This is a genomic window from Marinomonas epiphytica (assembly GCF_054780655.1).
This window is the reverse complement of record NZ_BAAGVX010000038.1, coordinates 318198-337892: the sequence shown is the minus strand read 5'-3', so window position 1 is coordinate 337892 and position 19695 is coordinate 318198. Positions and strand designations below refer to the sequence as shown.

Here is a 19695-nt window from a genome sequence, read left to right as displayed (position 1 = left end):
TTTGATTCCTATTCTACTAAACGCTGCTGTGTAGCAGCGTCGAATACATGCCAGCTCGAATTTGGTGCAGATAACCAAATGGTCGAATTTAACGGCGGATTATGTGGCCCCGCTAAGCGAACAACAATGGCTTGTCCTTCTTGCGTGCCGTCTTGTAAGTTACCATGAACTAGGGTTTCCGCTCCTAACGACTCAATTGCCATTACTTCCATCGCAAAGTCGGCCTGCGGCTCTTCTACCACCAACAAGTGCTCTGGTCGAATGCCCCAAATAACCTCCCCACGGTGTTGATGAGGTAGTGGTAAATGTAAGCTGTCTGAAAGACTAATCCCCTGCTCGGTTAATTTCGCATTTAATAGATTCATCGATGGGGAGCCGATAAATGCAGCCACAAAGGGCGTCGCGGGTTTATCATAAAGTTCCATCGGTGAGCCTATTTGTTCTGCAACCCCTTTATTTAACACCACCAATCGGTCGGCTAACGTCATGGCTTCCACTTGGTCATGGGTTACATACAGGGTTGTGGTGCCTAGTTTACGCTGAAGCTGGCGAATTTCCATGCGCATTTGTACACGTAGCTTGGCATCTAGGTTCGATAAAGGCTCATCAAACAAAAACACTTTAGGATCACGTACCATGGCACGCCCCATGGCAACGCGTTGGCGCTGACCACCAGATAACTGGCGCGGTTTACGCTGCAATAACTCGGTAAGGCCCAACATTTGCGCCACATTAGATACTTTGGAAGCAATTTCGTCTTTACTTGCTCCGCGATTCTTCAAACCATAGGCCATGTTGTCGTATACCGACATGTGCGGATACAAGGCATAGTTTTGAAATACCATTGCAATGTCACGGTCAGCTGGCTCTTTGTCGTTAACTTTTTGCCCCTTAATCAATAAGTCGCCTTGTGTGATTGACTCTAGGCCTGCCACCATACGTAGCAAGGTAGATTTACCACAACCAGAAGGGCCAACGAGTACAATGAACTCACCTTCTTCAATTGACAAATTGACACTGGGTATCGCTTTGTAACCATTTGGGTAGGTTTTTCCTACGTTTTCCAATACCACATCTGTCATGTCACTTCTCCGAGTCCACTAAACCTTTAACAAACAATTTCTGCATTCCAAGTACCACTGCCACAGGCGGTAACATCGCTAATAATGTTGTTGCCATAATTTGGTTCCACTCTATATCCCCATCTGTTACCGACAGCATACGCTTAATACTCATTACTAATGTGTAATAGGCATCGTCTGTTGTAATCAGCAGCGGCCATAGATATTGGTTCCAACCATAAATAAATAAAATCACAAAGAGTGCCGCTATATTGGTTCTAGAAAGCGGCAACAAGATGTCAAAGAAAAAACGGATTGGGCCAGCGCCATCAATACGAGCGGCCTCGACTAACTCCCCAGGAATACTCAAAAAGCACTGACGAAACAAGAAAGTAGCGGTAGCACTCGCAATAAGGGGTAACGTCAATCCAGTATAACTGTTTAATAAATCTAAATTAGCCACTACTTCATAAGTAGGCACTATCCGCACTTCTACCGGTAACATGAGCGTAATGAAGATGGTCCAAAAGCACAGGCCGCGAAATGGAAAGCGGAAGAACACAATGGCGTAGGCTGAAACTAATGAAATGGCGATCTTACCAAAGGTAATTCCTAATGCCATGATCAGGGAGTTAAGCATCATCCACCAAACGGGCTGGCTGACTCCGTTACCGGCTTCTTCAAAAAGCACGGCACCCCATGTGTCAGACGCTGCATCACCAAACCATAAAGGAATATGTCCCACACCAAAAGCAGACGAAGGATGCGTTGAAGCCACAATGGCCACCCAAACAGGTAAGGCGACGACCCCAATACCTAATAACAAAGTGAAGTGGCTAACAAACGTCAGCCAAGGACGATTTTCTATCATGAGTACTGTACCTTACGCTCCACAAAACGGAATTGGATAATGGTCATTACACCTACCAACGCCATCAATACAACAGACTGAGCAGCTGAACTGCCTAAGTCTAAGCCAACAAAACCGTCTTCAAACACTTTATAGACCAGCAAGGTCGTACTTTGCCCCGGCCCCCCTTTGGTGGTCGCATCGATAACCCCAAAAGTTTCGAAAAAGGCATATACCAGGTTAATAACCAACAAAAAGAAAGTTGTTGGTGACAATAATGGAAACACTATGGTCCAGAAACGTTTCATCGGACTGGCACCATCAATCGCCGCCGCCTCGATCAAAGAACGCGGCACGGCCTGTAAACCTGCTAAGAAAAATAAAAAGTTATAACTAATTTGTTTCCAGGTCGCGGCAATGATGACTAAAATCATGGCTTGGTTACCATTTAGGTAGTGATCCCAATCAATTCCAAAGGACTGCAACCACAAAGCAACCGGTCCCATACTGGGATCAAACAATATCCACCACAATACGCCAGCTAAGGCAGGGGCAACAGCATAAGGCCAAATAAGCATAGTTTGATACGCTAACTTGCCACGAATTACTCGGTCTGCCATTACTGCCAAGAACAAAGCGATCGCCATTCCAACAAAGGCTACAGAAAAGCTAAAAATCAAGGTTGTCAGAATGGATTCATAATAAAGAGGATCAGTAAAAAGGTCGGCAAAGTTTTCTAAACCAACAAACTCTCGGCTAATACCAAAAGCGTCTTCTTGATAAAATGCCTGCTCAAGCGCTTGCTCAGCTGGCCAAAGAAAGAAAATAAAGGTAATGATCAACTGTGGTAACACTAACAGCCAAGGCAACACTTTATTCGGAAAGGTAACAGTCATAAATGGATGTATCCGGGAAACGAATCAAAAAATCCCCCCTATGGAAGCCCATAGGGGGAAAAGGTATTACTCAGTCTTAATCGTTCGCTTTTTCAAACTTACGAAGAAGAGCATTACTACGCTCAACGGCTTTATCTAAAGCTGCTTGAGCTGTTGCTTTACCACTCCAAACAGACTCTAGCTCTTCGTCGATCACGCCACGGATCTGTACAAAGTTACCCAAACGCAAACCTTTTGTGTTTGCCGTTGGGGTGCCAGTTGTCATTTGTACAACCGCAGTTTCTGTTCCTAGGTTAGCATCGTAAAAACCTTGGCCTTTGGTTAGGTCGTAAGCCGCCTTAGTAATAGGTAGGTAGCCTGAGAACTGGTGCCAGTCGGCTTGTACCGCCGCACCAGAGAGGAAACCAAGGAAAGAGGCTACGCCTTTGTATTCTTCATCGCTGTGACCTTCAAGAACCCACAATGATGCACCACCGATAATTGTGTTAGATGGCTGATCTACTTTACCTTCCCAGTAAGGTAGTTCTGCTACACCAAAGTCAAACTGGGCATTACGCTTAATACCTGCATAACCTGCAGAAGACTCGGTAAACATGGCACACTCTTGGCTGTAGAATTTAGCTGCGCCATCGTTGGTACGACCTGAGTAGCTAAAGATACCGTTTTGTTGCCATTCGCCCATTTTTTCAATGTGCGCCACTTGTAGAGGGCCATTAAATGCCATCTCTGTTTTAAGACCACCAAAACCATTGTCTAAGGTAGCAAAAGGAGCGTTATGACGAGCACTCATGTTTTCTAGGTGAACCCATGATTGCCATGCAGTTGTGAAACCACAAGTCACACCTGCTGACTGAAGTTTCTTCGCAGTTGCTTCCACTTCCTGCCATGTGGTTGGTGCATCGCTAATACCCGCCTTAGCAAACAAATCTTTGTTGTAATACAGGACCGGAGTAGAGCTGTTAAACGGCATAGACAACATGTTGCCTTCGCTGTCTGTGTAGTAACCTGTCACGGCACTTAGATATGAATTTTCATTGAAAGACTGACCAGACTCGCGCATCAGTTTATGAACAGGATAGATTGCCCCTTTGGCCGCCATCATGCTGGCAGTACCTACTTCGAATACCTGAACAATCGCTGGCTGCTGTTTCGCACGGAATGCTGCGATAGCAGAGGTCATTGTTTCAGAGTAGTTACCTTTGTAAACAGCTTTTACTTTATAAGCATCTTGAGAATCGTTAAACGCTTGCGCGATTTCATTTACCTTCTCACCGTTTGCGCCGCCCATGGCGTGCCACCACTCAATTTCAGTCGCAGCAAAACCAGAAGTCGCAACAGACAAACCAACCAACGCAGACGCCATCTTTAACTTATGCATTACCATGTCCCTCAGACGAGTTATTATTAAATTCGAGAACACACTATAGACATCAAATATGTCACTTTTATGATAAATTCATTTCATATGAAACATCAATAGCTCAAATGAAACTAAATTCTTCATCAAAGAGCACATAAATGAAACCCGCAAAGCAAATAAGCTTAGCAAAAATAGATACTTAGCAAGCTAACCTAGCTAGCAGAAAAGAGCGTGAAGAAAAGAGAAAAACCAATCGATTAGGATATAAAAGTAAAAAACACTGGAATAAAGCAGCTTTAAGCTGACTAAGCTGTATGAAACAGCGTGAGACCTTTGCCAAACTACCAGCTTAAAGGGTAAGAGAAAACTACGGCCGAATGAGATAAGTAAGGTGCTTGCTCATAAGAATACAAATTTTAGACATAAAAAAACCCGCTATAAAAAGCGGGTTTCTTTAATAATGGTGCCCAGACGCGGAATCGAACCACGGACACGAGGATTTTCAATCCTCTGCTCTACCGACTGAGCTATCTGGGCAAGTGCGGCGTATTATATATGACTCTTAGTGGTCGTCAACACTTTTTTTAATTTATTTTAAACAATCACTTAGAGAGCCCAAATGTTCTGCTATTATCTAGCAAACTTTAGGAGACTTTGCATGCTACACATTGTTTTATTCCAACCGGAAATCCCGCCGAATACGGGTAACATAATTCGCCTCTGTGCTAATACAGGCTACCAGCTTCACTTAATTGAGCCTTTAGGGTTTGACCTTGAAGATAAGAAACTACGCCGCGCTGGGTTGGATTATCATGAATTTGCTAACATTAAGCGTTACCCTGATTTCGACGCCTTTCTGGCCAGCAATACGGTCGCGAATGTTTATGCCTTAACAACAAAAGGAAGTCGCACTCATAGTGAAGCCGAGTTCGCTCCTAACGATGCCCTAGTATTTGGCCCAGAGACCCGTGGACTTCCCATGGCGTTTATTGAAGCTCTACCAGCCCCACAACGTTTACGGTTACCCATGCAGGCTAATTCACGTAGCCTAAATTTGTCTAACACAGTGGCGGTCATGATTTATGAATCTTGGCGTCAGCTAGGCTACGCCATGCCTGAAGCCGATTAGGAATGCACTATGAATTCACTAGGGCTACTTATTCGGCGTAACAAAACCCGACAACAGTTTCGTAAGAAAGTACATTTACAGGATCTTGCCGACCTCAAAAAGCGCTTCTTGATGTTGGCGGGGGTAATCGGTATTCACAGCTTGGCTATGGTGCTGTTTGAAGATCTAGACTGGTGGCAAGCCTTCTGGCTAACCATGACATCAGCCAGCACCACAGGCTATGGTGATATTTCAGCGGCCACGTTTTGGGGCCAACTGTTTACCATTGTTTTTATTTACGGGCTTGGTATTACATTATTGGCTCAAATCGCCAGTGATTATGTAGAGCTTAGAATCTCGCGCAAAGAAATGCGCATTAAAGGACGCTTGGAGTGGAACAAGATGCAAGACCACATTCTTATTATTAACACCCCAAAATACAATACTGAAAACTACCTCGATCTGCTGATCACCCAAATCTGCTTAACACCAGAAATTGCAGATTACCCGATTCAAATCCTCACACCAGATTTTCCTGATGGATTACCTGACAAATTGCGTTCCCATGGGGTGGTTCACCATACTGGAGATGCGATAGAGCAAGGTATGCTGCTAGCCGCTGGGGCACAGAGGGCCAAGTATATTATTGTGCTTTCCCCAGACGCTCAGGACGCCCATTGCGACAGCCTTAACTTCGACATTTTGCACCGTATCAAACAGCTTAATAGCAAGGCTTTTGTATTAGCTGAGTCCATTAACGACACCAACCGAAACCGCTTTCGTGATGCAGGAGCCAATGCGGTCATTCGCCCAGTAAGAGCGTATCCTGAAATGCTAGTTCGCTCCCTCATAGCCCCCGGCACAGAGCAGGTACTTGAGAACTTGTTCCGCCATCAAGGCGATCATACCGTGCGGATTGATTTAAAGCTCGAAAACGTTAGTTGGGCTAATATCGTGACTACTCTCATTCAGCATGATGTAGGCACCGCCCTAGGCTATGAAGACACCAGCGGCCGCATTATTACCCACCCCAATGCTTCTCGAGTCATTAGCACTAACTCTCTCATTGTATTGGTCAATGACGATCAGCCAGTGCGCACTCAAGATCAGATTGAAGCTTTTTTCAAACACTGAATACAAAAAAAAAGCCTACACGACGTCATAACGTGTAGGCTTTTTTCGTTAGCAAGGATTATAGCTGGCCTGTTAAGACCAAGTATTTTTCCATGAGCTGTTCTTCTGTTTCTTTGCGATTTGGGTCCAGAGGAATACAATCCACAGGGCAAACCTGCTGACACTGAGGCTCATCAAAGTGACCAACACATTCGGTACATTTTGAAGGCTCAATCACGTAAATTTCTTCCCCTTGGAAGATCGCTTCGTTAGGGCATTCAGGTTCACAAACATCACAGTTAATGCATTCATCAGTGATGATAAGAGACATTCTCTACTCCTATTTTCGCCTTTCTAATACCAGAAAAGCTAACAAACTTAATTAAAGGTTCCCGTAGTGTTCTTTCAACACCCGGGCAACCTCAGGGTTCACAAACTGTCCGAAGTCACCGTTCAAAGAAGCGATTTCTCGTACCAAGGTAGAAGAAATATACGAATGTTTTTCTGAAGGTGTTAGGAAAATACTTTCTACATCTGGTGCAATCACACGGTTCATATTGGCTAGCTGAAATTCGTATTCAAAGTCTGAAACAGCTCGCAAACCACGCACCACAACGTTACCTTTTACGGAGCGTGTAAACTCAGTCAGCAGATTATCAAAACCAACGACCTCAACATTAGGCAAGTGACCTAGCACTTTCTTAGCAAGCTCAATACGCAGCTCGTGAGAAAGAACAGGACGCTTTTTAGGGCTCGCAGCAACGGCGACTATCACTGTTTTAAACAGTTTTGAGGCGCGTTCTACTAAATCCATATGGCCATTCGTAATAGGGTCAAATGTGCCCGGATAAACTGCAATTGTGCTCATAGCTTTCATCCAAATATATTCTGGGATCAATGGCTGGGATTAGCCGACTTTTATGTTTGTCTTTTGTTATCTTCCCATTTAGGGGTCGCATAATATAGGAATACGCCCCTGTACTCAATTCGCGCTCATTATCGTTAGCATAGACCAAAGATATTCAGCTTGTGTTTTTTCCTAATGTCGCCTCATTTAAACGACAAACGGAGCCAACACTTGTTTGGAAAAAGTGATCGCCAAAAAGATAAAAATAGGCGATAAGTCCAGACCACCTAATGGCGGAATAAACCTTTGACAAGTACGGTACAAGGGCGCAGTGATTTGCCCCACTAACATAGCCCCAGGATGGCTTGCTCCCGGTGCCACCCAGCTTAAGATTACCGATATTAGCATGGCCCAAAAGTACAGATCTAACAGCTGGTATAACGTGCCAGCTACGGTGTAAATCACATAGTTAAGTGGCGGTAGATACACCCCTTTTACCGTGACAATAAATAACAAGGTAAGGAAGTGAATTAAAAGTGCCAATACCAAAGAAGCCGTATCTAACCGACCGATCGGTGGCACGATTTTTCTTAATGGCAATAAAAGTGGACTGGTGGCTTTTACGACCCCTTGGCTGATCGGGTTATAAAAATCTGCACGAGTAAGTTGCAACAACATTCTTAGCAGAACAACAAACAAATATAAGTTTGCTAAGGTCTTCACTAATAAAATAAATGGATCTGAACTCATTTTGGGTTCCTTTATTTGGCCGAGAAATCTTTGGCCATTTCTTTTGATCGGTTCGCACAGGCAGTCATGGCTGTGCCCACAATTGTATCAATTCCGGACGCTTCTAAAGATAAAACCGCTTGCTCAGTCGTGCCATTTGGCGAAGTAATTTTTTTGCGCAGTTGGGTAATAGGTTCGTCCAGCTCAGTTACCATTCGCGCAGCTCCCAGCATGGCTTGAGTTGCGAGTTTACGGCTATTTTGCTCACTCATTCCCTGTTCAACACCATTCGCAATCATGGACTCCAGAAAACGGAAAAAGTAGGCTGGCGAACTGCCCGACAAACTGGTTACTGTATGCATTTGCTCTTCCGTTTCTACCCAAACCGACTCGCCAATGCTAGAAAACAAACTGCTGGTCCATTCCCTTTGTTCATCACTTAATAGAGAGTTTGCAATCAAACCTGTAATGCCAGCGCCAAGCTGTGATGGGGTATTCGGCATACTACGAACAATAGCCACTTTTTTATTCAACCAGTGTTGCAGGGCGTTCAATTCCACTCCCGCCGCGACCGAAATAAAAAGCTGCTTTACATGTACCTGCTCTGCGAAACCAGCAATCACATCTTGCATTTGCGCGGGTTTGACACAGAGTACAACTACATCCGCCTCTGATACCGCTTGCTGATTATTGTCTAACATGCGGATGCCGTATTGAGCCTCTAATGCCGCACGTTTTTCCTCTGTTCGGGAGGTTCCTATAATATATTCAGCGGGAAAACCGCCTGCAATCATGCCACTGAAAATAGCCGTTGCCATATTACCTACGCCAATAAAGGCGACTTTTACACTCATTTTGAATCCTATATTTTGCGCAATGGGCTCAATCGCCCAGTCATACTATCGCTAGAGTATACAAAGGTAAGAGAATGAACAAGGTTGAGGGCTCACCAAGTTTTTCTTGCCACACTGGGTTGCCTGTTTCGTTATTAGCCTTGCACACCATAGTCGCGAGCACCAAAAATGCCTGTTCCCACTCTTACCATAGAGCTACCAGAGGCAATCGCTGCTTGCAAGTCTCCAGACATGCCAATCGATAAGGTATCTATCCCCTCAAGCTTGTTCTGCAAAGCAAGAAAAGCCTGCTGCAAAGGGCGATAAACCTCAATTTGCTGCTCAACACTTTGTGCCGGAGCTGGAATGGCCATCAAACCTTTCAGCTCAAGGTTAGGTAGGCTCACTACTAAATCAACCATCTCATCCAGTTGCTCTAGTAAAATCCCAGACTTACTAATTTCGCCGCTGATATTGATCTGAATGCAAACCTTTAGTGGTGCTAATTGCGCTGGACGTTGTTCACTCAAGCGACGCGCAATTTTCTCTCTATCAACAGTGTGTACCCAGTCCATAGACTCAGCCACTAAACGTGATTTATTTGATTGAATGGGGCCAATAAAGTGCCATTCAATATCAGAAAGCTGATTAAGTAATTGTTTCTTTTCTACGGCTTCTTGGACATAGTTTTCACCAAAACTGCGCTGCCCCTCTTGATACGCGGCTTGAATAGCGCTAACAGGCTTAGTTTTGCTCACAGCTAAAAGGCTGACACTGCTAGAAGCCCGATTGTAATAGGTTTCCCAATGGTGAATTTGTTGATGAGTATCTGCAAGGTTTTGCTTTATCTGACTAATATCGGTCATTTACCAGCCGCTCTATAAATGAAAAACGGCATAATACTATGCCGTTTGATGAATTACACTGCTCTACAAGAAGGCGCTTATCTGTAAAATTCGTCGCTCGATGCTAGCAATTGACCATGCAAGTCAATTCGATAACCTGTGTTATTACCTAACGAGGCCGCTGCTTTCGATGCAGCATGATAGAGCTCTTCTACCGATGAATATTCAGGATAAAAAGCAATACCAATGGCAACACCATCTTGAATTAGTTGATTGCCAGCAAATTGCGGTTCTTTGAGAGAGCCCAGCAATTTTTTCGTCACCACTTCCGAGTCATCCATACTTTGAATGCGAATCCCTATGGCTAACTCTTGCTCTTCAAAATGAGCAATCAAGTCGTTATCACGCACGGTTTCTCTTATCACTCCGGCAAGCTCTTTAAGCTCTGCTGAATCAATTGCCCGCGTCGTTAATAACTTCACAACCAAAATAGAAACACGCTGAAAGTGACGACGACAGTCTTTAAGCACTAATTCAAAGTTGCTTTCAAAACTAAAGCGATTCAAAAAACCTGTCACTAGGTTTTTATGGCTGCCCTCTAGCAGTAAGGTACTCGCCTGATCGCGACTGATCGCAGCATTTAACCAAGCTTCAAATGCTTGGCAAGCCCCTTGGGCTAGTTTCTCAGGTATTATTTTGTCTGACTTTTGTAACACGAGTAATACTTGAATCTTGCCTTGTTGGTCTGACACACTCAGAAGTGAAGCCGCCCCATAGCTTTTCTCCACTAAAAAGGATTGCCAAGCCCCCCAGTTGGTTGAGTTAGCTAACGCATAATCGTGTCGAATAGGGCAAGAAGGACTAGCAGCAAAAGTAATCAATGCTTGAGGCACAGACAGCAAGGCTTTCTGAGCCGTGACAATTTTTTCCGGCAAAGACACATTACTGCTGACTAGGCTCCAATTAAGACAGTCTTTATCCGCTTCTAAGAAAAAACAATCGGCGTGCTTAAAGATTTCACAAACTTTTCCACGTATATGTTTAAGCACCCCGGATAAGGGCTGCCCACTTGCAATAGGAGAAAGCAGCTGTACTGATTCTTCATATATCGTTTTATAAAAGTCGCGTTCAATCTCCGCTGAAGTAACTTGCTTCCTTAGTGACTCTGCCGCTTCTGGCGTAATACCCGGTAAATTTATATCCATAAAACAGACCGTTTTTGATTAATTAATAACTCTAGCTTAACTAGAAAGGTAAATATGTAAAAGCGCTATATTCAGCACCTTATTCTCAACCTAGTTCTAGACTATTCGCTTACTCGGTAAACACACTGCCCAGAAATGTAAGATGATTGTACTTTACCAACTAACTTGTCACCTAGGAACGCAGAATTGTGACCTTTTGTTTTTCTGTTTACATCTGTCCACTGCCACTGTTTGGTACTGTCGAACAACACAAAGTCAGCGAAGCTTCCTACTGACAAAGATCCAGCTTCTAAACCGAAGCAAGAGGCAGGGCCATAGGTTAAACAAGCCAATACTCTATTGAGATCTAAATCACCTTCGTCCATTAGTTGTAAAGCCAAAGGTAACAGCACTTCAACATTGGCCATACCTGGCGCTGTGGCGGCAAAAGGCGCCACTTTAGCCATTTTTTCGTGAGGTTGGTGATCTGAACAGATCGCAGAAATTACCCCTTGTTTTACCCCTTCCAGCAGGGTTAACCGATCTTCTTCGCTGCGTAATGGTGGAATGACATGGTAATGACCGTCGAACTGATTTAGGACCTGATCTGTTAACAATAAGTTATGAATCGCAACATCTGCCGTTACATCTAACCCTGAAGCACGGGCATCGGCTATCATTTCAACCGATTTCGCACAAGACAAGCGGGCGAAATGAGCTCTGACTCCGGTTTTTTCAACCAGCAGCAAATCACGCATAAGAGCAATGGTTTCTGCCGTATCTGGAACCCCTGTTAAACCATGCAAGGTCGAGGTAACCCCTTCATGCGCACACCCTCCCTCAGACAAACTCGCTTCATCGGAGTGAAAAACAACAAGCAAATCGTGAGACGCTGCGTACTCTAAAGCACGAGATAGGATTTTACTATTCGCCATTGGGTGGCGGTGGTTTGATAAAGCAATACACCCTGCTTCTGTCAAAGACACCATATTACTCAAATGTTGCCCATTGAGCCCCTGAGTTAAAGCTCCAAGAGGGAACACATTGGCCATTCCAGCTTCATCTGCTTTATCTTGTATTAAAGCAGCAACAGAAGGTGTATCAACAACAGGTTTGGTGTCCGGTGGGCAAATTAACGTAGTTACCCCACCGGCCACTGCGGCTCGAGCTTCCGAGGCTATATTACCTTTTTGGGTATAACCAGGTTCGCGCAGCGCAACCGCTGTATCCACTAAACCGGGAAGAACCCATAACCCCGTTGCATCAATTTTTTCGGCCCCTTCAAAGCCTGCTGGACATTCGCCAATCGCTACAATTTTTTCATTTTCAACATACAGGTCTGCGACTTGATCAAGCCCTTGGCTTGGGTCAATTAAGCGGCCATTTTGTATATGTAACTTCATTTATTGGTCTCCCGTCGCAAACGATTCTTCTCTGGGTTGTACCTGCCCGCTCATCGCCATAGAAAGCACCGCCATTCTAACTGCAATGCCATTAGTGACTTGATTCAAAATAACCGAATGATCGCCGTCTGCCACTTCTGAAGAAATTTCAACACCACGGTTAATGGGGCCTGGGTGCATTACAATTGCGTCAGGCTTAGCCCATGCAAGCGCTTCCTCTGTTAACCCATACAAACGATAGAATTCGCTTTCGCTCGGCAGTAAGCCACCAGCCATGCGTTCTTTTTGTAAACGCAGCATTACGACCACATCCACATCACGCAAGCCAGCTTCAAGATCATGGCAAACCGTAGCGCCAATTTCCTCAAAATACTGAGGCACCAAAGTTTTCGGGCCAACAAGACGCACTTCTTCAACTCCTAACGTTGTCAACGCATGTAATTGAGAGCGCGCTACTCGAGAGTGCAGTATGTCACCGACTATAGCCACTTTTAACCCTTCAAACTGCCCTTTATGGCGACGAATAGTCAGCATGTCTAACATGGCTTGAGTCGGGTGAGAATGACGTCCGTCTCCCGCATTAATAATGGCAACATTTGGTGTACAGTGCTCCGCAATAAAGTGCGGCGCACCACTGTCTGAGTGACGTACAATAAACATGTCGCTCTGCATTGCTTCAAGGTTTTTCAAGGTATCGAGAAGTGATTCACCTTTCGATGTGGCAGAGGTTTCTATGTTTAAGTTGATTACATCGGCAGAAAGGCGTTTGGCGGCAAGTTCAAAAGTGGTTCTGGTGCGGGTAGAATTTTCGAAAAAGAGGTTAACGACTGTTTTACCTCTGAGTAAAGGGACCTTTTTAACAGATTGCTCTCCCATAGAGAGAAAAGAATCTGCTCGGTCTAGTATTTCGGTAAGAATGGTTTTATCTAAACCGTCTAGGGTTAGAAAGTGTTTTAACTGACCTTGTTCATTTAGCTGTAACGCCCGAGGATCGGATCGCATCATGGTTTGCTTTCCTCAAACAGTAAAGGCTTGTGCCTTTGTGTGTTAAATCGAGCGAGGAGTAGCCTGTACGCAAACTGGCACTTCACTCGCCATAGAGTACTCATTACTTCATTCAGTTTGTTTCAATTAGAGCAACAGACAATGGTGTTGGTCCTGATAGCTTCACTCGTTGGTTTGGTTGCAGCGTTAAGGTTTCACCCACTACATCAGCTTTAATAGGAAGTTCCTGCTGCCCTAAATCATATAGAATCGCTAAACTGATACTGGCTGGACGGCCAAAATCAAAGATTTCATTCATAGCGGCACGAATCGTTCTGCCCGACATTAGGACATCATCCACTAAAATGACATGCCTGTTTTCTGTAGACGGAAGCAAGGTTTTACCTACTTTGGGGTTAAGTCCCGCTCTTGAAAAGTCATCTCGGTAAAAAGTAATGTCTAAGGTAGCTAATGGCTCACTGGTTGAAACAGCCTCTAGCAACTCTTTTGCTACCCAAACGCCACCACTGTGAATCCCTACGATAATAGGGTTTTGAATGTTCCTTTGCTGACAGTAATTTGCCAGTTTTTCTTTCATAGAGACTAATGACTGCTCTAGATCTAACATATTTCTACCCAACATCCTAAACCGAACAATGCCTAATAAGGCGCCTGAGGGTATTTTACCTCATTCGCCTTTTCCTTGTCGTATTTTTTAACCTTGAGTAAACCAGCTCTCTATGATCATTTGCGCTGCGAGGCCATCTACTGAATTTTCTTTAAAATTTCGATTTCCTCCTTGAGCAATCACCCGTCCTTTGGCTTCAAAGGACGACAACCGCTCATCCATCATAAAATACGGTTTGTTATAGCGACCATGCAAACGCTTCGCAAACTTACGAGCCCTTAGGCACATTTCGTTTTCAGTTCCATCCATGTCTAAAGGTAAACCAACTACAAAAGCTTCAGGCTGCCATTCGCTCACTAATTTACCAATATCATCCCAATTTGGTATGCCATCTTTCGCTTTTAACGGCGCCAAAGGCTGTGCAGTGCCAGTAACACTTTGACCAAAAGCCACCCCCATTCTCGTTGTGCCGAAATCAAACCCCAGTACTGTAAGGGGAGACTGTGTTTCTGTTGGCTGTTGAGCCGTCATTTAAGCGTGTCCTATATCCGATGAAAGTTGTGTCATGTCTATGCCAAGCACTTTAGTTGCGGCACTAAATTGTAATTCGCTTGGTGTACGGAATAATACGTCTAAATCGGCCTCGCATACTAGCCAATCATTATTGGCAATTTCAGCTTCTAGCTGTCCCGCCTGCCAGCCGGCACAACCTAGCGTTATAATAAACTCTTTAGGGCCTTCTCCCGCTGCAATTTTTTCTAATGTTTCTAGCGAGGCAGACAAGGACACCTCTTCATTAATATGGAGGGTATTTCCCCATTGTTTTTCAGACGAATGCAGAATAAAGCCTCTTTCTGCTTCCACTGGTCCTCCATTATAAATGGGCAGAGATGTCAGACTTGGGCTGGTAATCGGCATACCTAAATAGTTCGCTAACTCGGTAAAATCTACGTCTGAAGGTTTATTAATAATCAGCCCCATTGCGCCTTCTTGGCTGTGCTGACAGACATAAACAACGGTATGTTCGAAATGAGGATCATCAAGGTGAGGCATTGAAATCAAAAAGTGATGCTTAAACGAATCAAATAATACAGTCATAGAATGGTGCCCTCTTTTATAAAATTAGCGCTGGGTTCGCGCTTAAAAAAACACCTTATTAATTAAGGTGAACGACAATGAAATTACTCGTCGGTTGATTGCAGTATAGGTGATGCTCAGAAATTTCACGCTTTTATCCAATCTTTTATCGTGTTTTTGCTTTAAAAATCGCCAATGCAACAGTAAAATAGCTTAATAATTCATCGTAGGACAATACACATGCCCTTCATTACCTCTCATCTGCCAACTCAATGGCTGCGATTCGATTACATCGCAGAGACCGTTGATTTGCGCTATTTTTTCCATAGTGGCTGGTCTTCTTAGCTCAAGCTCGACTCTATTAAGACTCACTTGTAACTAATCCCACTATAGGAAACTAAAAAGATGAAATTGGTAGCCGTTGATTATACTAGCGCCACTGCGCAACAAGACTTTGTACAATCCCTTCGTGAAACAGGCTTTGGGGTGTTAAAAAATCACCCAATCCAAAAAGAGCTAGTCAGCCAAATTTATGCCGAGTGGCAGACCTTCTTTGATGGCGAAGAAAAATACGATTATCGCTATAATATTGGAACTCAAGATGGCTTTTTCCCACCTGACGTGTCGGAAACTGCCAAAGGTCACAGCAAAAAAGACATCAAGGAATATTTTCATTATTACCCTTGGGGCCAGTGCCCAGCAGATAAAAAAGCTAAACTTGCCCAGTATTATCAAGAAGCAAACCAACTGGCCTCTGAATTACTTGCTTGGGTAGAAGCTCATACTCCTACTGAAGTGGCTCAACATTATTCCCAACCTTTATCCAGCATGATAGAAGGCAGCGACCAAACACTGTTACGCGTTTTACACTATCCGCCACTAAAGGGCGACGAAGAATTGGGCGCTATTCGAGCAGGTGCCCATGAAGATATTAACCTTTTGACCATCTTGCCCTCTGCTAACGAGCCTGGCTTACAGGTTAAAGCTAAAGATGGCAGCTGGATGGACGTGCCTTGTGATTTTGGAACCCTCATCGTAAATATCGGTGATATGCTACAAGAAGCGTCTGGCGGTTATTTTCCTTCAACGTCACACCGTGTCATTAATCCCGAAGGTGCGGATAAAACAAAGTCTCGTATTTCCTTACCGCTTTTCCTACACCCAAAACCGGAAGTAGTTCTATCCAATCGCCATACCGCAGGCAGTTACCTGCACGAAAGGCTGGTAGAGCTTGGGGTAATATAAATAAAAACGCCCAGCGAGAGATCACTGGGCGTTTTAGTTACCTACCGTGAGACACTAAAAGCAACTTCTCGTTTTAAAGAGATATGCCTTTCTCTTTCAGCAAGTCAGCAACTTCAACCGGCTTACCTGTTTGTACAGAAAGCTCAGCAGCACAGCCTACGACAACGGACCAGAAACCTTCTTCAACGGTTGCACTGTCAGTTTTCTTACCCGCCATTTGATCAGCAAAAGCCACATGTTCAAACCAGGTTGCACCATTGTGACCCGACGCTTCAATTAGTTTAGGGTAGCTAGGCTGAGAGGTTTTCGATGGACGATTTTGACCACAGAACACTTCCATTTCTGTACGTAATCGTGCATTTTCACTGAAATCTTCAATTTCCGCCGCTTTCACCCGACCTTCATCACCACAGACCAAAAGTTCTTCATGGAACATAGGGGCAAACATGCAAAGGTTAAAGCCAGCTCGTACTCCGTTTTCATATTCAACGGTTACAAAAGCACTGTCTAGTATGTCTGATTTCTCTCCCTTGAACTCGAAATCGCGGAAGTTCGTAGACTGTGAGCCATTCGCATACACTCGTACTGGACGAGACTGGGCAAACAAGTTCATCAAGTCAAAATAATGGCAACATTTTTCTACCAAAGTACCACCAGAGTACTTAGAAAACTTATTCCACTGATTCACTTTGTCTAGGAATGGAATACGGTGTTCCATGATGTTAATCATTTTCACATCGCCAACCGCTTTGCGCTCAAGCACTTCGTGAATAGCTTCTGAATAAATGGATTTATAGCGGTACTGTAGACCAATTTGTAATACAGAACCGTACTCTTGCGCCATCTTGGTAATTTCATAGGCATCTTCTAATTTAGTCGCCATAGGCTTTTCCATGAAGATATGCTTACCAGATTTGATCGCTACCTTTAAAACTTCAAGGTGAGTATAGTTAGGCGTACAGATTAAAATGCCATCTACGTCTGGGTCGAAACAGGCCGCTTCTAAACTCTCGTAGACTTTAAAGTCTTCGTCAGTGATCTTAGCAAATTCTTCTTTCGCAACTTGAATACTACGCTCGTTTTGATCAAACACGCCATGAATAGCAGAACGACCAACGCGAGTTGCTACGCGCATGTGCTCCATGCCAATCATGCCGCAACCGATTAAGTTAACGCGAAATTGAGCTGGCTCTTTGGCAAAAAAGTGGCGCTCTTCTTCATTGATGTAATGGAAGGCAGGGCCAGTATAGCTAAACAATTGGCCATCGATTTTTTCTCTACTCATTATGTCTGTCCTAACAATTTTTTAATATTATTTTGTCCCACTAAGATAGAAAATTGGAACATTAATGTCTAATATATCTTACTCTATAGTTTAATATAAAAATAATATTATGCGTTTCAGAAAGCTCCACTATTTTGTCACCGTCGCGGAAGAGCTCCATTTTGGCCGTGCCGCAGCACGTTTGCATATTGCTCAACCGCCGTTATCACAACAAATTAAAGCCATTGAAGAGGAAATAGGCGCTCAGCTGTTTGAGAGAAGTAGCCAAAAGGTCTTGCTAACACCTGCCGGAGAAGCCTTCTTACCTCAAGCTCGTGCTATGCTAGATAGCTGGGATAAGGTCCAGGAACAAGTCAGAGCGGTTGCCAATGGTAATGCTGGCAATTTATCGTTAGGCTTTGTTTGGGCAGCGGGTACACCCCGGTTTTCTGCGGGTTTAGCTCAGTTCAAAAAAGACTATCCTGATATCACTCTCAACCTAGAAGAAATGACCACTCAGCAAGCACTCAACGCATTGCGAGCCGAGCGTATAGACATGGCTATGATTTTGCTCAACCCTATTATGGACATTACAGATCTTGAGCATGAGCATTATGAGACCCAACAACATATTTTGGCCTTACCGGATACTCACCCTCTCGCCAAACTAAGCAAAGTTCCCTTAAAAGCACTTCACCAGCTGCCTTTTATTTCTTTTGCTCGTCAGGCTCACCCAGCTCTGTATGATCAAATCATGCATCACTTACATCAGGCTGGCGTAGAGCTCAATATTGTTCAAGTTGCTAGACTAACTCAAACCGCCAGAACACTTGTGGCTGCTGGTGTTGGTGTGTCTTTAGTACCTGATTCAACTGCCTTTGATAAACGTGAAGGGCTAACCTTTAGAGAAGTTAATGGTAAGTTGCCTGAACTGGCCATTCATTTTGTGTGGCGCAAAGGCACTCAAACAGCCGCTATGAGCAGGCTGGTTAGCCACCTTAGAGAAGATTTTTAACATAAAAAAGCCAGCGATCTAAGACCGCTGGCTAAGATTACACCAAACAGAGCTTTAAAACTTAGTTTTGTGCCATGTAAGCTTTATCGATTGAGGCTTCACAAGCATCTACTGCACCCTGAGTAATATCGACCCATTTCGCACCGTATTCAGTGATAAACCAATCGCGAACTGGTTTAGCTGCTGCTTGGAATTGAGACTTCTCATCCGCTGTTGGTGCGTAGATAGTACCACCAGACTCTTTGAAGGCGTTGTAAGCTTCAATTTGACGGCGCTTAGGCATAACCGTGGTCACCATACGTAGGGCATCAAAACCATCCATCATGATATGCTGTAAGTCTTCAGGCATGTCTTTTAGGGAATCGTTATTCATCCACCACATTGATGCCATGTAAGCATGACCGTCTAATGTCATGTACTTAATGTGTTCATTAAATTTCATGCCCATGATATCGGTAATGCCGTTTTTAGAACCTTCAACCAGGCCAGTTGCAAGAGAGGTGTACACCTCAGGCCAAGGCACAGCTGTTGGACTGCCGCCCATAGACTTCACTAATTCCATTTGAATAGGTGAGTTGATCGTACGGATTTTCAGGCCTTTTACGTCAGCTGGAGATTTGATCTGAGTGCTGGTTGTCGCAAAGTTACGCCAGCCACCAGTATTACCAATCGTCATTAGGCGCATGCTACCAGTACGGTCTAGAAGCTCTTTACGGATTGGACCTGCGAGCAATTCGCTGTTCAAGGCACACTCTGCGATACGATCACTTGGGAACATATATGGAATATCTAGAGCTTGAATCTCAGGAAAGACATTCGCCAAACCACCCGTTGTCGTGTTGAAGACTTGAATCAAGTTAGCTTGCAATGCTTCAAGACACTCTGTTGGGTTACCACACAGTTGACCACCAGAATAAATATTAACTTGGATACGTCCATTAGACTGAGCTTCTACATAGTCCTTCAATACGACAGCGCCATCATAATCTTCATCGCTGGTGTTAGATAAATGCACTATATTGAATTCATAATCCGCCGCCATAGCAGGCAATGCGGCCACAGCCATGCTAGCTGCAACTAAGGAAGGGGCAAATTTTGTCGCTGTTTTCTTTAAGAAGGTCGTTTTTTTCATTACGAAAGCTCCGTTGTTATTTTTTTAAAGCACTCATTTATTTTCATTCTCAGAACAAATAATGCAAGCAGTAAGTTTACTTTTATTCACCACTTTTGTCTTTTATTTGTTATTCTTGTTT

Annotated in this window: 21 protein-coding genes and 1 tRNA gene; 4 read left to right on the top strand and 18 right to left on the bottom strand. The window is 44.1% G+C overall.

Annotation, left to right across the window (positions count from 1 at the left end; genetic code table 11):
- Window positions 1-8 precede the first annotated feature (8 nt).
- The 5 genes from ugpC to ACYVGZ_RS14000 form a co-directional block, all read right to left on the bottom strand.
- A complete protein-coding gene (ugpC, locus tag ACYVGZ_RS14020) occupies window positions 9-1082 on the bottom strand; it encodes a sn-glycerol-3-phosphate ABC transporter ATP-binding protein UgpC (protein WP_460756849.1) in 1074 nt (357 codons plus the stop codon).
- Window position 1083: 1 nt separating this feature from the next.
- Window positions 1084-1932 carry a sn-glycerol-3-phosphate ABC transporter permease UgpE gene (gene ugpE / locus ACYVGZ_RS14015; RefSeq protein ID WP_460756847.1) on the bottom strand — a complete coding sequence of 283 codons (849 nt, stop codon included), beginning with the start codon at window positions 1930-1932 and terminating at the stop codon, window positions 1084-1086.
- Window positions 1929-2807, bottom strand: coding sequence for a sn-glycerol-3-phosphate ABC transporter permease UgpA (ugpA, locus tag ACYVGZ_RS14010; RefSeq protein WP_460756844.1), 879 nt, complete (start codon window positions 2805-2807; stop codon window positions 1929-1931). Before ugpA ends, ugpE begins: the two co-directional genes overlap by 4 nt.
- Window positions 2808-2883: 76 nt before the next feature.
- Window positions 2884-4185 carry a sn-glycerol-3-phosphate ABC transporter substrate-binding protein UgpB gene (ugpB, locus tag ACYVGZ_RS14005; RefSeq protein WP_460756842.1) on the bottom strand — a complete coding sequence of 434 codons (1302 nt, stop codon included), beginning with the start codon at window positions 4183-4185 and terminating at the stop codon, window positions 2884-2886.
- Between the two features lie 443 nt (window positions 4186-4628).
- Window positions 4629-4704: transfer RNA gene (locus ACYVGZ_RS14000), tRNA-Phe, on the bottom strand.
- A 121-nt stretch (window positions 4705-4825) separates the two neighbouring features.
- Between ACYVGZ_RS14000 and trmL the strand changes: the two genes are divergently transcribed.
- Both trmL and ACYVGZ_RS13990 read left to right on the top strand, forming a co-directional pair.
- Window positions 4826-5296: a tRNA (uridine(34)/cytosine(34)/5-carboxymethylaminomethyluridine(34)-2'-O)-methyltransferase TrmL gene (gene trmL, locus ACYVGZ_RS13995; protein ID WP_460756839.1), complete on the top strand. Its 471-nt coding sequence runs from the start codon at window positions 4826-4828 to the stop codon at window positions 5294-5296.
- A gap of 9 nt (window positions 5297-5305) precedes the next feature.
- Window positions 5306-6409, top strand: coding sequence for an ion channel (locus ACYVGZ_RS13990; protein ID WP_460756837.1), 1104 nt, complete (start codon window positions 5306-5308; stop codon window positions 6407-6409).
- Between the two features lie 58 nt (window positions 6410-6467).
- Here ACYVGZ_RS13990 and ACYVGZ_RS13985 read toward each other — a convergent pair whose 3' ends face one another.
- The 11 genes from ACYVGZ_RS13985 to ACYVGZ_RS13935 form a co-directional block, all read right to left on the bottom strand.
- Window positions 6468-6719 (bottom strand): YfhL family 4Fe-4S dicluster ferredoxin, encoded by a 252-nt coding sequence (locus ACYVGZ_RS13985; protein WP_460756835.1) that lies wholly within the window; start codon window positions 6717-6719, stop codon window positions 6468-6470.
- Window positions 6720-6770: 51 nt separating this feature from the next.
- Window positions 6771-7256, bottom strand: a complete 486-nt coding sequence (gene coaD / locus ACYVGZ_RS13980) for a pantetheine-phosphate adenylyltransferase (RefSeq protein WP_460756832.1) — start codon at window positions 7254-7256, stop codon at window positions 6771-6773.
- A 186-nt stretch (window positions 7257-7442) separates the two neighbouring features.
- Window positions 7443-7985: a YggT family protein gene (locus ACYVGZ_RS13975; RefSeq protein WP_460756830.1), complete on the bottom strand. Its 543-nt coding sequence runs from the start codon at window positions 7983-7985 to the stop codon at window positions 7443-7445.
- 11 nt (window positions 7986-7996) lie between these two features.
- Entirely contained in the window at window positions 7997-8818 is an 822-nt protein-coding gene (proC, locus tag ACYVGZ_RS13970; protein WP_460756827.1) for a pyrroline-5-carboxylate reductase, read from the bottom strand.
- 134 nt (window positions 8819-8952) lie between these two features.
- Entirely contained in the window at window positions 8953-9663 is a 711-nt protein-coding gene (locus ACYVGZ_RS13965; protein ID WP_460756825.1) for a YggS family pyridoxal phosphate-dependent enzyme, read from the bottom strand.
- A gap of 77 nt (window positions 9664-9740) precedes the next feature.
- Window positions 9741-10847, bottom strand: coding sequence for a diguanylate cyclase domain-containing protein (locus tag ACYVGZ_RS13960; RefSeq protein ID WP_460756822.1), 1107 nt, complete (start codon window positions 10845-10847; stop codon window positions 9741-9743).
- 101 nt (window positions 10848-10948) lie between these two features.
- On the bottom strand, window positions 10949-12229 hold the full coding sequence (locus tag ACYVGZ_RS13955) for a dihydroorotase (protein WP_460756820.1): 1281 nt from the start codon (window positions 12227-12229) through the stop codon (window positions 10949-10951).
- On the bottom strand, window positions 12230-13234 hold the full coding sequence (locus ACYVGZ_RS13950; protein WP_460756817.1) for an aspartate carbamoyltransferase catalytic subunit: 1005 nt from the start codon (window positions 13232-13234) through the stop codon (window positions 12230-12232).
- Between the two features lie 112 nt (window positions 13235-13346).
- Window positions 13347-13841 (bottom strand): bifunctional pyr operon transcriptional regulator/uracil phosphoribosyltransferase PyrR, encoded by a 495-nt coding sequence (gene pyrR, locus ACYVGZ_RS13945; protein WP_460756815.1) that lies wholly within the window; start codon window positions 13839-13841, stop codon window positions 13347-13349.
- 87 nt (window positions 13842-13928) lie between these two features.
- Complete coding sequence (gene ruvX, locus ACYVGZ_RS13940) at window positions 13929-14372, bottom strand: Holliday junction resolvase RuvX (protein ID WP_460756812.1); 444 nt, start codon at window positions 14370-14372, stop codon at window positions 13929-13931.
- Entirely contained in the window at window positions 14373-14939 is a 567-nt protein-coding gene (locus ACYVGZ_RS13935) for a YqgE/AlgH family protein (RefSeq protein WP_460756809.1), read from the bottom strand. It abuts the gene before it with no gap.
- Window positions 14940-15323: 384 nt separating this feature from the next.
- Between ACYVGZ_RS13935 and ACYVGZ_RS13930 the strand changes: the two genes are divergently transcribed.
- Window positions 15324-16163, top strand: a complete 840-nt coding sequence (locus tag ACYVGZ_RS13930) for a 2OG-Fe(II) oxygenase family protein (RefSeq protein WP_460756807.1) — start codon at window positions 15324-15326, stop codon at window positions 16161-16163.
- Between the two features lie 73 nt (window positions 16164-16236).
- Here ACYVGZ_RS13930 and ACYVGZ_RS13925 read toward each other — a convergent pair whose 3' ends face one another.
- Complete coding sequence (locus ACYVGZ_RS13925; RefSeq protein ID WP_460756804.1) at window positions 16237-17448, bottom strand: Gfo/Idh/MocA family protein; 1212 nt, start codon at window positions 17446-17448, stop codon at window positions 16237-16239.
- A 109-nt stretch (window positions 17449-17557) separates the two neighbouring features.
- Between ACYVGZ_RS13925 and ACYVGZ_RS13920 the strand changes: the two genes are divergently transcribed.
- The gene (locus tag ACYVGZ_RS13920) at window positions 17558-18442 is read left to right on the top strand and encodes a LysR family transcriptional regulator (RefSeq protein WP_460756802.1); all 885 of its coding nucleotides are present in this window, start codon (window positions 17558-17560) and stop codon (window positions 18440-18442) included.
- A gap of 61 nt (window positions 18443-18503) precedes the next feature.
- Here the strand turns inward: ACYVGZ_RS13920 and ACYVGZ_RS13915 are convergent, their stop codons facing one another.
- Window positions 18504-19574 (bottom strand): TRAP transporter substrate-binding protein, encoded by a 1071-nt coding sequence (locus tag ACYVGZ_RS13915; RefSeq protein WP_460756800.1) that lies wholly within the window; start codon window positions 19572-19574, stop codon window positions 18504-18506.
- Window positions 19575-19695: the final 121 nt, after the last annotated feature.

What these genes read in the sequence shown, in the direction of transcription:
- ugpC (WP_460756849.1), bottom strand. Translation starts at nt 1,082, where the DNA reads ATGACAGATGTGGTATTGGAAAACGTAGGAAAAACCTACCCAAATGGT.
- ugpE (WP_460756847.1), bottom strand. Translation starts at nt 1,932, where the DNA reads ATGATAGAAAATCGTCCTTGGCTGACGTTTGTTAGCCACTTCACTTTG.
- ugpA (WP_460756844.1), bottom strand. Translation starts at nt 2,807, where the DNA reads ATGACTGTTACCTTTCCGAATAAAGTGTTGCCTTGGCTGTTAGTGTTA.
- ugpB (WP_460756842.1), bottom strand. Translation starts at nt 4,185, where the DNA reads ATGCATAAGTTAAAGATGGCGTCTGCGTTGGTTGGTTTGTCTGTTGCG.
- trmL (WP_460756839.1), top strand. Translation starts at nt 4,826, where the DNA reads ATGCTACACATTGTTTTATTCCAACCGGAAATCCCGCCGAATACGGGT.
- ACYVGZ_RS13990 (WP_460756837.1), top strand. Translation starts at nt 5,306, where the DNA reads ATGAATTCACTAGGGCTACTTATTCGGCGTAACAAAACCCGACAACAG.
- ACYVGZ_RS13985 (WP_460756835.1), bottom strand. Translation starts at nt 6,719, where the DNA reads ATGTCTCTTATCATCACTGATGAATGCATTAACTGTGATGTTTGTGAA.
- coaD (WP_460756832.1), bottom strand. Translation starts at nt 7,256, where the DNA reads ATGAGCACAATTGCAGTTTATCCGGGCACATTTGACCCTATTACGAAT.
- ACYVGZ_RS13975 (WP_460756830.1), bottom strand. Translation starts at nt 7,985, where the DNA reads ATGAGTTCAGATCCATTTATTTTATTAGTGAAGACCTTAGCAAACTTA.
- proC (WP_460756827.1), bottom strand. Translation starts at nt 8,818, where the DNA reads ATGAGTGTAAAAGTCGCCTTTATTGGCGTAGGTAATATGGCAACGGCT.
- ACYVGZ_RS13965 (WP_460756825.1), bottom strand. Translation starts at nt 9,663, where the DNA reads ATGACCGATATTAGTCAGATAAAGCAAAACCTTGCAGATACTCATCAA.
- ACYVGZ_RS13960 (WP_460756822.1), bottom strand. Translation starts at nt 10,847, where the DNA reads ATGGATATAAATTTACCGGGTATTACGCCAGAAGCGGCAGAGTCACTA.
- ACYVGZ_RS13955 (WP_460756820.1), bottom strand. Translation starts at nt 12,229, where the DNA reads ATGAAGTTACATATACAAAATGGCCGCTTAATTGACCCAAGCCAAGGG.
- ACYVGZ_RS13950 (WP_460756817.1), bottom strand. Translation starts at nt 13,234, where the DNA reads ATGATGCGATCCGATCCTCGGGCGTTACAGCTAAATGAACAAGGTCAG.
- pyrR (WP_460756815.1), bottom strand. Translation starts at nt 13,841, where the DNA reads ATGTTAGATCTAGAGCAGTCATTAGTCTCTATGAAAGAAAAACTGGCA.
- ruvX (WP_460756812.1), bottom strand. Translation starts at nt 14,372, where the DNA reads ATGACGGCTCAACAGCCAACAGAAACACAGTCTCCCCTTACAGTACTG.
- ACYVGZ_RS13935 (WP_460756809.1), bottom strand. Translation starts at nt 14,939, where the DNA reads ATGACTGTATTATTTGATTCGTTTAAGCATCACTTTTTGATTTCAATG.
- ACYVGZ_RS13930 (WP_460756807.1), top strand. Translation starts at nt 15,324, where the DNA reads ATGAAATTGGTAGCCGTTGATTATACTAGCGCCACTGCGCAACAAGAC.
- ACYVGZ_RS13925 (WP_460756804.1), bottom strand. Translation starts at nt 17,448, where the DNA reads ATGAGTAGAGAAAAAATCGATGGCCAATTGTTTAGCTATACTGGCCCT.
- ACYVGZ_RS13920 (WP_460756802.1), top strand. Translation starts at nt 17,558, where the DNA reads ATGCGTTTCAGAAAGCTCCACTATTTTGTCACCGTCGCGGAAGAGCTC.
- ACYVGZ_RS13915 (WP_460756800.1), bottom strand. Translation starts at nt 19,574, where the DNA reads ATGAAAAAAACGACCTTCTTAAAGAAAACAGCGACAAAATTTGCCCCT.